Origin of the sequence: Labrenzia sp. 011 (genome assembly GCF_003075075.1) — a bacterium.
Classification (GTDB): domain Bacteria; phylum Pseudomonadota; class Alphaproteobacteria; order Rhizobiales; family Stappiaceae; genus Roseibium.
Genome location: NZ_QCYM01000006.1, coordinates 1 through 13,215, shown reverse-complemented (window position 1 = coordinate 13,215; position 13,215 = coordinate 1). Strand labels below are relative to the sequence as shown.

Genomic DNA, 13,215 nt, shown 5'->3' with positions numbered 1-13,215 from the left:
CGGCCGGTTGGAAGGGCGCTGTGAACATTTGGGCGCGCCGGGTGTAAGCCGCGGCGCATCGCCATGCAAGCGGCAATGGGCACCGGCCGGACGTTTGCCTGTCAGGTGTTGCGCCGTGTCAACGCTTTCAGCATCCCGGCAAGATCCGCGCCGCCGCTGAGCTGGGTGGACAGGGCGAAGGTGACCATGCCGAGCAGCACCAGCAGCGCGAGGCTCGCCGCCCGCACGATCAGCCAGCTGTCGGTGAGATAGGGGGCGAGGTAAAGCGCGGCAAAATAGAGCACGACACCCATGAAAAGGCTCGCCAGAAGCACCAGCACGAGCCTGCGGAGCAGCTTCAGGTCGGGCGCGAAATGGCCGCGCCGCCACAGAAAGAAGATCAGCAGACCGGTGTTGACCCAACCGGCCACGGAGGTGGCCAGGGCAATGCCGACATGGTGCAGGAAGGGGAACAGGGCGATTGACAGGCCGACGTTCACCACCATGCCGATTGCGGCGAAGATCATCGGTGTCTTGGTATCCTCCCGGGAGAAATAGCCGGGGGAAAACACCTTGTTGAGCACAAAGGCCGGGAGCCCGAAGGAAAAGGCGGTGAGCGCCGCGGCGGTTCCCTCGACGGCGGTGGCATCGAAGCGCATCCGCTGAAACAGGACGGCGACGATTTCTCCGGGAAGGACCGCAAGCGCCACGGAGGCCGGCAGGGTCAGGACGAGGGAGAACTCCAGAGCCCGGTTGAGGCTGTGCTGGTAGGCGACCATGTGGCCGGAGCGCAATTGCCGGGTCAGGCTGGGCAGAAGCACCACGCCGATGGCGATGCCGATCACGCCCAGTGGAAGCTGGTAGAGCCGGTCGGCATAATAGAGCAGGGCATTGGCGCCGTCCTGCAGCGAGGCGATGATCTGGCCGACGGCGATATTGATCTGCGTGACGCCACCTGCCACGACCCCCGGAAGACCCAGGACAAGCAGCCGTTTCGCGGATTTGGTGTAGCGGGGGCGATACACCGGGATTCGAAAGCCCAATCGCCTGAGGTCGATGATCACCACGGCCAGCTGCACGACGCCGCCCACGGTCACGCCGACGGCCAGGATGATGCCGAGTGTCGTGCTGTCCTCGATGCCGGCCACCAGGACCGTGCCGAGCACGGCGCTCATCACGATGTTGAGCATGGCCGGCGCGAAAGCGGCCGCCGCGAAGCGCTGGTAGGTGTTCAGGATGCCGCCGATGAACGCCAGCAGCGAAATGAAGATCAGATAGGGAAACGCGATCCGCGACATCAGGATGGTCAGGTCGAACTTCTCCTGGTCCCCGACGAACCCCGGCGCCAGGGCCCAGACGACCAGGGGCATGAAGATCTGTGCCAGGGCGGTCAGGGCAAGTAGGCAGAAGAGCAGAGCCGCGCCGATCTCGCCGGCAAATCTTCGGGCGCTTTCGTCGCCTTCCTCCTCCACGGTCCTGCCGAACAGTGGAATGAAGGCCGAGTTGAATGCCCCTTCCGCCAGCAGCCGGCGAAAAAGATTGGGCAGGCGGAAGGCCACCACGAAGGCGTCGGCCACCGGTCCGGCCCCCACGGCCGCCGCCAGCAGCACATCCCGCACGAACCCGAGCAGACGGCTCAGAAGCGTTGCGCCACCGACCGTTGCGAAGTTGCGAACAAGGCTCATGCCAGAATGGCTCCGGTTGGTCGTTGCATCACCAGGCCTCCGGCAGGAAATGATCGGAGGCCCGAAGGAATATACATGTCAAAGCGTTGAAGCATCCGGAACCAAATGAACCCGGGATGCTCCGGAACGGGTCAGGAAGCCTGGCGCTGCCCCTTGCGGGCGACGGGCGCCGCCGGGTCCAGTTCCACCTTGCCTTCAACCGCATTGGCCAGGCGTTCCCGGATGATGTCCTGCCGGCCGATATTGGCGATCTTTTGTCCGGTCAGATCGGTGACGTAGATAACGTCGACCACTTTTTCACCGAATGTGGAGATATGGGCGGAGCCGATATTGAGGTTGAGTGTGGCGATGCACCGGGTGAGGTCATACAGCAGGCCGGGCCGATCCAGGCCGGAAATCTCCAGAACCGTGTAACTGTCCGAAAGGGAGTTGTTGATCAGCACCTCCGAGGCGACCTTGAAGGCCTTCATCCGGCCCTTGACGGCCCCTTTTTTCGCCACCGGTTCGGGCAGCCGCTCCTCGCCGCGCAAGGCGTTTTCGATCAGCCGGGTGATCCGTTCGCCACGGCGGCGCTCGTCGGCGTCGTCGGGAAGCTCGCGGCTGATGAAGATCGTGTCGAGGGCGAACCCGTCGGTGGTCGTGTCGATCTGCGCGTCGACGATGTTGGCGCCGGTGGAATAGCACGAGCCGGCGATGACGGAGAGCAGGCGGGGATGGTCCGGTGCGACGATCGTCAGTTCGGTGACCCCTTCGAAAGCCCGCGGAATGACCTGGAACGCCAGATGTCTGTGTTCCAGATCCGCCATGTGGAACAGTTCCGCGTGCGCCGCCAGGCGCTCGGGTTCCGTCCGCAGCCAATAGGCCGGATAGTGGCGATCGAGATAGGCCTTTTTGTCCGCGTCCTTCCAGTGTCCGATCTTGCCGGAGAGCTCTTCCTTGGCGTCCCGGATCGTCTGGCTGTGGGAGAGTTTCGTGTGGCCACCGGACAGATGGGGCTCGGTGGCGTAATAGAGTGTCCTGAGCAGCTGGCCCTTCCAGCCGTTGAAGACCCCGGGCCCCACGGCCCGGATATCCGCGACGGTCAGGATCAGAAGCAGTTTCAGCCGCTCCAGGGATTGCACGGTGTGCGCGAAATCCGTGATCGTCTTGCGGTCGGAAAGATCGCGCGACTGGGCGATCGTGCTCATTTCCAGATGATGTTCGATCAGCCAGGCGACCGTTCCCGTCTCGGCCTTGTTCAGCCCGAAGCGGGGACAGAGCTTGCGGGCAACCCTGGCGCCGGCAATGGAATGGTCTTCCGGGCGGCCCTTGGCGATATCGTGCAGGAACATGGCGACGTAGAGCAGCTTGCGGTTCTGCAGGGTGCGGATCAGGTCGGTGGCCAGCGGGTGATTGTCGCCGGAGTTGCCCCGCTCGATGTCCGCCAGAACGCCTATCGATTTGATCAGATGTTCGTCGACCGTGTAGTGGTGATACATGCTGAACTGCATCATCGCGACGACCTTGCCGAATTCCGGCACGAACCGGCCCAGGACGCCGGTCTCGTTCATTTTGCGCAGTGTTCTTTCCGGATAGTTGCGTGAGGTCAGCACCGACAGGAACAGGCGGTTGGCTTCCGGATCGTTTCTGAGCTTGGTGTCGATCAGTTTCAGCGAATGCTGGATCAGCCGGGTCAGCCGGGGGTGCATGTTGTGGTCATGCTTGTCGGAGATCTGGAACACCCGCAGCAGATTTGTCGGATCGTTCTGGAAAATCGCGTCGCTCGTGGCGTTGAGCCGGTTGTGTTCGACCACGAAACCGGGGGCGCCCTCCACCGGCTTGACCGCATGGGATCCCCGGCCGCTGCGCAATCGCCGCACCATGCCGGTGAGTCCCTTGCCTTCCGGCTCCTTGACATGCTCTTCCTCGAGGGCGGCACAGATGATCCGCGTCAGGTCGCCGACCTCCTTGGCCACCAGGAAGTAATGTTTCATGAAGCGTTCCACATCCTTCATGCCGGGATGCTGGGTGTAGCCGAGGCGAATGGCGATCTCGCGCTGCACGTCGAAGGACAGGCGCTCCTCGGGCCGGCCGGTGAGGAAATGAAGGTGGCAGCGCACGGCCCAAAGGAAATCTTCGGTCTTCTTGAAGCGCTGATATTCGGAGCGGGTCAGGACGCCCTTCTTGATGAGTTCCGCCTGCCGGTTGACCCGGTAATGGTATTTGGCGATCCAGAACAGGGTGTTGAGGTCGCGCAGGCCCCCCTTGCCCTCCTTGATGTTCGGTTCGACGAGATAACGGGTCATGCCCTGGCGTTCGTGGCGCTCGTCCCTTTCCTTCAGCTTGGCGGCGATGAATTCGGAGCTTGTCCCTTCCACCACTTCCGCATCGAAGCGTTTCACCATGTCGTCGTAGAGCGGCTGGTCGCCCCAGATATAGCGCGCCTCGAGCACGGCAGTCCGGATGGTCATGTCCGATCGCGACAGCCGGATGCATTCGTCGATGTTGCGTGTTGCGTGACCGACCTTGAAGCCGAGATCCCAGAGCATGTAGAGAATATATTCCACCACCTGCTCGCCCCACGGGGTCTGCTTGTAGGGCAGCACGAAAAGGAGATCGATGTCCGATCCCGGCGCCAGCGTTCCGCGCCCGTAGCCGCCGACGGCCGCGACCGCCATGCGTTCGGCGGCAGACGGGTTCTTGACCCGGTAGACATGATAAAGGGCGAAATCGTAGATCACGCGGATCAGCTCGTCCTGCACGAAGGAAAGACGCCTTGCGCAGGCCAGGCCACCGCCGTCCTCGTTGAGCAGGACTTCGACCCTGCCCCGGGCGGTCTTGACGGCTGTTTTCAGTTCCTCCAGAACCGCCGCCCGGATCCTGTTGTCCGAACCGTCGCCGTCACTGTCCGCCGTCAGCGCCGACAAACGGGCCCGCAGGGCCGCCGAGTCGAAAATTCCGGCGATGTCTTCCTGGGAGAGTTTCATACTGATCAAGAATTCCGTTCCGCTGTCGCAAACAAGGTGATGTATATATAGATGCGGCGGAATAAGGACACGTAAATCTGTTTCGTGCCGTGAAGATGGCGCCGGTTTCCTGCCCGTCGTTTCGTCCGGAGACGCGCAGGACCCTGGCTGCAGTCCGCTCAGATATCGTCCTTCGCGGCGGCCACCCGGAGCTGGTGCAGGAGCATGGTGAGGGACTCTTCCGACAGGCCGCCGATCTTTTGTGCAAGCTGATTGGCCAGTTCGGTGGCCTTGGGGTTCATTCCCGCCGTGTCGATCGTGACACGGGGGTCGGACAGTTCCGCCAGCCGCTGGATTTCTTCCGCTTCGTCCCAGATGACGTTGAAATAGGTGATGATCCGCTGCACCAGAAACCAGGTGGGCTTGCCGCGCTTCCCGTGTTCGAGCGCGGACAGATAGGCGCTGGAGACGGAGAGCGCCGCGGCCATTTCCTTCAGCGATACGTCCCGTTTCGCCCTGAGCTCCCGGATTTTCGCGCCAAGCGGTGTCACGATCCTACCTTTTCCTTCGTATGCGGACGTAAAGCGCGCCTGCCCCGCCATGGCTGGCATGCGCCTCCTCGTATCCGATCACGACGGGGCGCAGGTCAGGCAGGGACAGCCACTGCGGAACCATTCTGCGCAAAATTCCCCGTTCGTCCATATAGGCCCTGTCCGGGCCTCCGCCTTTTCCGGTGATCACCAGAACGACCTTATGCCGGCGGGCCTGGGCCTGGTAGAGGAAGCCGCGAAGCCTGTCATGCGCCTGGTGCTGTGTCAGACCGTGCAGGTCGATCCGCGAATCGATGGCCTGAACGCCCCGGACGATCTTTTTGCGGAAGCGGTGTTCCAGCTGGTGCAGGGGCTGGGGTGGCGTCGGCTGCCTTTCCGGCGCCGGTGCCTTGATCGCCGTGGCGGTTTTCGACGTCTTGTCGCTTCCTGCCGGCGCCACTTTCAGGGAGTCCGCCAGTTCCTTCTCGAATTCGACGGCCCGCTCCGGGTGCAGCGGCGTCAGCGTGCGGGTGACCTTTCCCCACAGGTCCCGGTCCTCCGGTGACAGCGTGCCTCTTTTTCCCCGCTTCGCCATCCGTCAGTCCGTCGCCGCCATGCTGCCTGACAGTTTCGAGTTGGGCACCAGGACCGTGAAAGACGCCCTGTGCCGGATGGCGCCTGCGACCTTCCCGGCCGCATCGCCCGAACCGGTGAAGATGTCGCCCCGCGCCCGTCCCCGGATCGCGGACCCGGTGTCATCCGCCACCACGAGACGCGCGAATTTTGTACCGGTCCTGTCCGGATCCTCGAATCCGGAGGCGACGAACACCAGGGCGCCGTAGGGCAGATGTGCGGGATCGATCGCAAGACTGCGGCCGGGAGTCAGGGGCAGGCCGGCGGCCCCGACAGGCCCCTCCTGCGGACCGGTTTCGGTCACTTCCCGGAAGAAAATGTAGGACCGGTTCTCCCGGAACAGATCGTCACGCCGGTCCGGATGCTCCGCCAGCCAGGCGCGCAGGCCGGCCATGGTGAAGTCCTCGGGCGTGCCTTCGCCGCGTTTGACCAGCAGGCGTCCGATGCCCGTATAGGGATGGCCGGTCTTTCCGGCATAACCGACCCGCATCACCGACCCGTCGGTCAGGCGCAGCCGGGCAGACCCCTGAACGTGGATGAAAAAGGCGTCGACCGGATCCGCCAGCCAGGCAAGTTCCAGCTGCTCGTCATCGAGCGCCCCGTCCATGATAGCACCCCGGTCCGGCAGTTCGCTCAATGTGTCTCCCGTGCGGCGGCCATGGCTCAGATGTGCCGGCCAGTTTTCCGGACGGCTTTCCCCGGTGACAGCTTCAAGGCCTGAGGGTTTTCTGTGAAGGGGAACGGAAAATGTCCCGGTCCTGGTGCGGGACGCGGCGACTTCCGGCTCGTAATAGCCGGTGACGAAGCCGGGCTCGGTGAGGCGGAACGGAGTGAACCGGCTTTCGAAAAACAGCCGCGCCGCAGTGGCGGACCCGTCGTTGGCGGCACGTGCTGCCACGCAGATCCGGGTCATCTCCTCCGCGGACGGGCGCAGGATGTCCGGGCCTTCCGGAACGGTGACAGCGGGATCGCAGAAACGCAGGAAACTGGTGAGGGCCGCCGGGTGATCGTCCTGTTGCCAACCGGCGAGATCGGTGTAGGAGACCTTCTCAAAGTGGTCCGGCAACTGCGGGCCTGGCTGCATGGCTGTGGCCGCTCCTGCAAAGAAAAACGGCGCGGACCGGACCGCGCCTTTCAGAAAGACGGCGAGCAGGGAGCCCAGCGGTGGCCGCATGGTCCGTTCCCTGCGCGTCATGATTACTCTGCGGATTCGGTCGCGACTAGCTTCCAGTTCGGGTCGCGGGTCGCGGTGTCCCGCGCGAAGGTCCAGATGTCGATCACCTCGGTCACCTTGGCCGGATCGCCGTCGATCACTTCGCCGTCCTTGTCCCGCGTGGCGGAGATAAGCTGGCTGTGGATCTTGACCGTGACCTGGGCGGTGCTGCCCTTGAGCGCGGCTTCGACGATTTCGGCCTTGTCGATGCCGACAAAGGTGGACTCGATGGTTTCACCGCGTTTTTCGCGTTCGTCTATCGCTGCGACGAAACCTTCATAGACATCCCGCGAGAGCAGGTTCTTGAGCGCTTTCTTGTCGCCGTCGGCAAAAGCCATGACGATCATCTCATAGGCGGCACGTGCGCCCTGCAGAAAGGGTTCGGGCTCGAAACTGCGATCGACGGAAAGAATCTGCTTGAGGGCGCTGTTGAGGGCGGATCCGGCGGGAGCCACCTTGTCGATGACCACATCGCCTCCGGGCCCGGCTTCTTCCAGGGCTTCCGGCTGATCGGACGTTTGATTCGGCAGCGGAATCACGTTGTCCTGGCCGTTGGGCTTGGTGTTCGGCTGTTCCGGCTTGGAATAGGGATCGAAGGGAGGGCGCTCACTGCCTGTGCGCTTGCCCAGGACAGAGCGCAGCTTGAACAGAATGAAAACCGCTAGTCCCATGAGGAGGAGCGTTACTGGGTCGAAAATCTCATTCATTTTTTGTTCCGGCTATCCTTCTAAGGCCTAGAAGCCGCCCCTTGTTCGGTCAGGTGAGAGCCGCCCGACATACAAAGCCTTCTATATTCCTATTTAGGGGTCGTTGAACCAGCATCCAGACCCGAGAGCAAGACTGAATCTCGCAAAGAACGTCTTTCCTGGAACGCCTGCTCGCATTTTTGTGACCGAATGTCTACCTTAAGCGCCAACAGACTATCAGACGATGGAGGTCCCGTGGGACTTTATATCATTGCCGGCATACTTCTTCTGCCGCTTATCGAAATTGCCGTGTTCATCTGGGTAGGCGGCCTGATCGGCGTTTTCCCGACGATCCTGCTGACGGTGATCACCGCCCTGGCCGGGACCGTGATGCTGCGCCAGCAGGGTCTTTCGCTGCTCATGCGGATGCAGAAGGAGCTGGACGCCGGACGGGCGCCCGGCAACGAAGTCATGCATGGCGCCATGATCGTTCTGGCGAGCATATTCCTGCTGATCCCGGGCTTTGTGACCGATGCGGTCGGACTGCTGCTGTTCATTCCGCCGGTCCGTGAAGCCCTGGTCCGCTTCATTATTTCACGCTCGAATGTCGTCATCGTTCAGGGCAACATGGATGTCCGGACACCGGGCGAGGGGGTCGTCGATCTGGACCAGGAGGACTGGTCCGAAACGGATGGCGGCAAGTCCGGCGGCGCGGGAGGATCCGGTCCGCCGAGAATCAGCCCCTGGCAGGACGGCTCCGGCAAACCCGATCCCTGAGGATTTCCGCCCCGCGGTCACCAAATCGTGACCGGTGCGCTATGCGTAATTTTAACCGGCTGAGGTTAATTCAGACGCAAGCGCCATGCATCCGGTCCGGAATCGCACGGCGTGTCCGGACGGAAACAGGGCAATGGACATGGGCGCAAGTCGCGTTGACTGGGTCGATACGGCCAAGGGAATCTGCATCATCTTCGTCGTGATGATGCATTCGGTGCTCGGCGTCGAGGCCGCGGCCGGTGAAACCGGCTGGATGCATGCCGTGGTCGCCTTTGCCGCGCCGTTCCGCATGCCGGACTTCTTCCTGATCTCCGGGCTCTTTCTTGCCAATGTCATCGCAAGAGACTGGAAGCTCTATCTCGATCGCAAGGTCGTTCATTTCGCTTATTTTTACGTGCTGTGGATGACGATCCAGTTCGTCGTCAAGGCGCCGGTCTTCATCGGCGAAATGGGCGCTGCCGGCACGCTGGAATTCTATCTGGCCAGTTTCATCCAGCCCTTCGGCACCCTGTGGTTCATCTACATGCTGCCGGTCTTTTTCGTCGTCACGAAACTGGCCCATGACTGGCGCATCCCCTGGCAGGTCATGCTCGGTGCTGCCGCGCTGCTGCAGATGGCTCCCATTCCCACCGGCTGGCTTCTCATCGACGAATTCGCCGCGCGTTTCGTGTTTTTCTACGCGGGCTACATCTTCGCGCCACAGATCTTCGCTCTCGCCGCCTGGGCACGGGAGCGAATCGGGGTCAGCCTCGGTTGTCTGCTGATCTGGGGACTAGTGAACGGCAGCCTGGTCGCTCTCGGCTGGTCGGCCGAACCCGGGGTTGCCCTGGTCCTCGGCGCAGCCGGGGCCGGGGCCATCATTCTCACCAGTGCGCTGCTGGTGAAGGCGGCGAAACTCGGTATCCTGCGCCATTGCGGCGAAAACTCCATCGTCATCTATCTGGCCTTCTTCTTCCCGATGGGGCTCACCCGGGTGGTTCTTCTCAAACTCGGCCTCTTCGACATCGGCACCACCTCCCTGATCGTCACGGTGGTCGCCAGCGTCAGTCCGATGGTGCTGTTCTGGCTGATCCGCAGAACGGACAGGGGCTGGTTCCTGTTCCGGCGGCCCGAATGGGCCTATCTGAACGGGACTTTCCGCGGGAAACGTCAGGCCCAGGCAGCGGAGTGAGCGGGTCGGTGCGGAAATTTTGTCTTTAGGACTTTTCTCATGCTCCGGGTGCGGGCATGATCCGCGCCATGTCGACACAAGATTCCGCCCCCGCCCTGACCGCCGACGACCATCTCATTCTGGTCGATGGTTCCACCTTCATCTTTCGCGCCTATCACGCGCTGCCGCCGCTGACGCGCAAGCCGGACGGCCTGCCGGTCGGCGCCGTCTCCGGCTTCTGCAACATGCTGTGGAAGCTGCTGCAGGAGGGGCCTTCCCCGGAAAAGGGTGACGAGCCGACCCATTTCGCGGTGATCTTCGATCATTCGGCAAAGACCTTCCGCAATGAGATCTATCCGCAATACAAGGCGCAGCGTCCGGATCCGCCGGAGGATCTGGTGCCGCAATTCGGCCTGATCCGCGAGGCGACCCGTGCCTTTTCCGTGCATTGCGTCGAGCAGGAGGGCTACGAGGCCGACGATCTGATCGCGACCTATGCCCGCCAGGCGGCGGATATGGGCGCGCGCGTGACCATCGTCTCCGGCGACAAGGACCTCATGCAGCTGATCGGCCCGCATGTGGGCATGATCGACACGATGAAGAACAAGACCTTCGGAGAAGCGGAGGTCTTTGAAAAATTCGGTGTCGGCCCGGACAAGGTCATCGAGGTCCAGTCCCTGGCCGGCGACAGCGTCGACAATGTTCCCGGCGTGCCCGGCATCGGTCTGAAGACCGCGGCGCTTCTGATCAACGAGTACGGCGATCTGGAGACCCTGCTGGCGGAAGCCGGAACCATCAAGCAGACCAAGCGCCGCGAGAACCTGATCGAATTCGCCGACCAGGCCCGGGTCTCGCGGCAACTCGTCACGCTGAAGCAGGATGTGCCGGTGGAAGTGCCGGTGACGGATCTTTCGGTGAGCGAGCTGGACGGACCGAAGGCCGTCGGCTTTCTGAAGGCGATGGGCTTCACCACGCTCACCAGACGCGTCGCCGACATCACCGGCGCGCAGGCTGATGCCATCGAACCGGTGGACATCGAGGTGCCCGGCTGGGACGTTCCGGACCACAAGGGCCGCCTTCTGGAACGCAGCGCTTCGAATGGCGCCGCGGCGGCGGGTGATCCGGGCGGATCCGGCGGTGACAATCCGGCCGCGGGACCCGACGGCATGATGGTGCCGCAGAGCCTTGCCGAGACCCGGGCGCGGGACATCAGGGCGATCCCGGTGGACTCCGGCACCTATGAGACCGTCACCAACCTCGACCGGCTGAAGGAATGGTGCGCGGCGGCCTTCGAAAAGGGCTATGTCTCCTTCGACACCGAAACCACCTCCCTCGACGCCATGCAGGCGGACCTGGTCGGCCTGTCGCTGGCGACCGAGCCGGGCAAGGCCTGCTATGTGCCGCTCGGCCACGTGGACGGCGATGGCGATCTTCTCGGCGGCGGCGGGCTGGTTCCGGGCCAGATCCCCATGAAGGAAGCGCTGGAGGTTCTCAAGCCGATGCTGGAGGACCGGTCGGTCCTCAAGATCGCGCAGAATCTCAAGTACGACTGGCTCGTGATGATCCGTCACGGCATCGACATCGCGCCCTATGACGACACGATGCTGCTGTCCTACACGGTCGACGCGGGCAAGGGTGGCAACGGCATGGACGAGCTGTCCGAGCGCTGGCTCGGCCACAAGCCGATCCCGTTCAAGGAAGTCTGCGGGTCCGGCAAGTCGATGATCACCTTCGACAAGGTGCCTGTCGACAAGGCGTCCGCCTATGCGGCGGAGGATGCCGATGTGACCCTGCGCCTGTGGCTGATCCTCAAGCCGCGGCTGGCCGCCGATCGCATGGCGACCGTCTATGAGACGCTGGAACGGCCGATGGTTCCGGTGCTGGCGCGCATGGAAAGACGCGGCATTTCCGTCGACCGGCAGATGCTCTCGCGGCTGTCCGGCGATTTCGCGCAAGGGATGGCCGCACTGGAGGCCGAGATTTACGAGCTGGCCGGGGAGAGCTTCAATATCGGCTCGCCCAAGCAGCTCGGCGACATTCTTTTCGGAAAGATGAACCTGCCGGGCGGCAAGAAGACCAAGACCGGTGCCTGGTCCACATCCGCCCAGGTGCTGGACGACCTTGCCGCGGAAGGTCACGAGCTGCCGTCCAGGATCGTCGCCTGGCGCCAGCTTTCCAAGCTGAAATCGACCTATTCCGACGCGCTGCCCGGCCGCATCAATCCGCAAACGGGCCGGGTGCACACGTCCTACGCGCTTGCCGCGACCACGACGGGCCGTCTGTCCTCCTCGGAGCCGAACCTGCAGAACATCCCGGTGCGGACGGAAGAGGGCCGCAAGATCCGCAAGGCCTTTGTCGCCGAAAAGGGCCATAAGCTGATTTCGGCCGACTACAGCCAGATCGAGCTGCGCGTGCTGGCGCATATGGCCGACATTCCGCAACTGAAGAAGGCCTTCGACGACGGTCTCGACATTCACGCCATGACCGCAAGCGAGATGTTCGGCACGCCGATCGAGGGCATGGACCCGATGGTCCGCCGCCGGGCCAAGGCGATCAATTTCGGCATCATCTACGGCATTTCCGCCTTCGGCCTTGCCAACCAGCTCGGCATCGGCCGTGGGGAGGCGGGCAATTACATCAAGACCTATTTCGAACGCTTCCCGGGCATCAAGGAATATATGGAGGCGATCAAGAAACAGGTCCATGCGGACGGTTTCGTCACCACGATCTTCGGCCGCCGGGCCCATTATCCGGAGGTCAACACCAAGAACCCGAACATGCGCGCCTTTTACGAGCGCGCCGCCATCAATGCCCCGATCCAGGGCTCGGCCGCGGACATCCTGCGCCGCGCCATGGTGCGCATGGAGGACAGGCTTGACGGTTCGAAACTGGAGGCGCAGATGCTCCTGCAGGTGCATGACGAACTGATCTTCGAAGTGCCCGACGACCAGGTGGACGCCACCATTCCGGTGATCCGGGAAGTCATGGAAAACGCCTGCGAGCCGGTGCTGAAACTCTCGGTCCCGCTCCAGGTAGACGCCCGCGCCGCCGACAACTGGGACGAGGCGCATTAGGTCACCGTTTCCACAGTCCAAAACTTTGCGACACGGCTTCCGTGACACCGTTGCCGTTAGAAACAGCCTCTGCATGCCGAGCTAAGTACTTGACTACCTCACTCCAACCGGATTTTATATAACCGTCGTACATCATGAAACCTTCCAGTTTTATTGAGTCATCATAAGATGATTGACCAATCCGGCATTGTTATTAAAACTAACTATACGAAACTTACAAGTCTCAAATGAAGCACACCTATCGCCTCTAACTAAGTTGATCTTATATACCCCGTAACCAGTACTAAGAGGATAAAAGAATACTCCGTGATTCACGTCAGCAATAAAAGCAAGTCCATATACTTCTGCGCCGATGTAACTAACTCTCCGATTATATTTGTAGTTCGTTAGATCCTTACCGTAAAGAGCGGAAAGTCTAGGGATAATTTCTTCATATGGACCTAGGAAACAAACCCGATCCCAGTAATGGTCAGTATTCATTAACTTTATAGGCGCGTTATTTTCTGAGTACATTAGTAATTTTTTGGAAAACTCGCTGTCATC

General features: G+C 62.0%; 10 protein-coding genes. 3 read left to right on the top strand and 7 right to left on the bottom strand.

The features are described from left to right. Positions 1–101 precede the first annotated feature (101 nt). The 6 genes from murJ to DCO57_RS08560 all read right to left on the bottom strand — a co-directional run bounded on the left by murJ (position 102) and on the right by DCO57_RS08560 (position 7,692). Positions 102–1,664 carry a murein biosynthesis integral membrane protein MurJ gene (gene murJ, locus DCO57_RS08585; RefSeq protein WP_116698479.1) on the bottom strand — a complete coding sequence of 521 codons (1,563 nt, stop codon included), beginning with the start codon at positions 1,662–1,664 and terminating at the stop codon, positions 102–104. A gap of 131 nt (positions 1,665–1,795) precedes the next feature. Next, complete coding sequence (locus tag DCO57_RS08580) at positions 1,796–4,630, bottom strand: [protein-PII] uridylyltransferase (protein ID WP_116698478.1); 2,835 nt, start codon at positions 4,628–4,630, stop codon at positions 1,796–1,798. A 158-nt stretch (positions 4,631–4,788) separates the two neighbouring features. Further along, a complete protein-coding gene (locus tag DCO57_RS08575; RefSeq protein WP_116698477.1) occupies positions 4,789–5,160 on the bottom strand; it encodes a helix-turn-helix transcriptional regulator in 372 nt (123 codons plus the stop codon). 4 nt (positions 5,161–5,164) lie between these two features. Continuing rightward, positions 5,165–5,734 (bottom strand): Smr/MutS family protein, encoded by a 570-nt coding sequence (locus DCO57_RS08570; RefSeq protein WP_116698476.1) that lies wholly within the window; start codon positions 5,732–5,734, stop codon positions 5,165–5,167. Between the two features lie 3 nt (positions 5,735–5,737). Further along, positions 5,738–6,967, bottom strand: coding sequence for an MltA domain-containing protein (locus DCO57_RS08565; RefSeq protein WP_208977857.1), 1,230 nt, complete (start codon positions 6,965–6,967; stop codon positions 5,738–5,740). A 2-nt stretch (positions 6,968–6,969) separates the two neighbouring features. Then, a complete protein-coding gene (locus DCO57_RS08560; RefSeq protein ID WP_116698475.1) occupies positions 6,970–7,692 on the bottom strand; it encodes a Tim44/TimA family putative adaptor protein in 723 nt (240 codons plus the stop codon). A gap of 234 nt (positions 7,693–7,926) precedes the next feature. On the opposite strand from DCO57_RS08560, the gene DCO57_RS08555 reads away from it, so the two are divergent. The 3 genes from DCO57_RS08555 (at position 7,927) to polA (ending at position 12,672) form a co-directional block, all read left to right on the top strand. Beyond that, positions 7,927–8,448, top strand: coding sequence for an FxsA family protein (locus DCO57_RS08555; protein WP_116698474.1), 522 nt, complete (start codon positions 7,927–7,929; stop codon positions 8,446–8,448). Positions 8,449–8,581: 133 nt separating this feature from the next. Continuing rightward, positions 8,582–9,619: an acyltransferase family protein gene (locus DCO57_RS08550; RefSeq protein WP_116698473.1), complete on the top strand. Its 1,038-nt coding sequence runs from the start codon at positions 8,582–8,584 to the stop codon at positions 9,617–9,619. 56 nt (positions 9,620–9,675) lie between these two features. Next, positions 9,676–12,672 carry a DNA polymerase I gene (gene polA, locus DCO57_RS08545; RefSeq protein ID WP_116698472.1) on the top strand — a complete coding sequence of 999 codons (2,997 nt, stop codon included), beginning with the start codon at positions 9,676–9,678 and terminating at the stop codon, positions 12,670–12,672. Between the two features lie 150 nt (positions 12,673–12,822). On the opposite strand, the gene DCO57_RS23675 is transcribed toward polA, so the two are convergent. Continuing rightward, a partial coding sequence (locus tag DCO57_RS23675; RefSeq protein ID WP_205756114.1) for a hypothetical protein occupies positions 12,823–13,215 on the bottom strand: 393 nt, incomplete at its 5' end.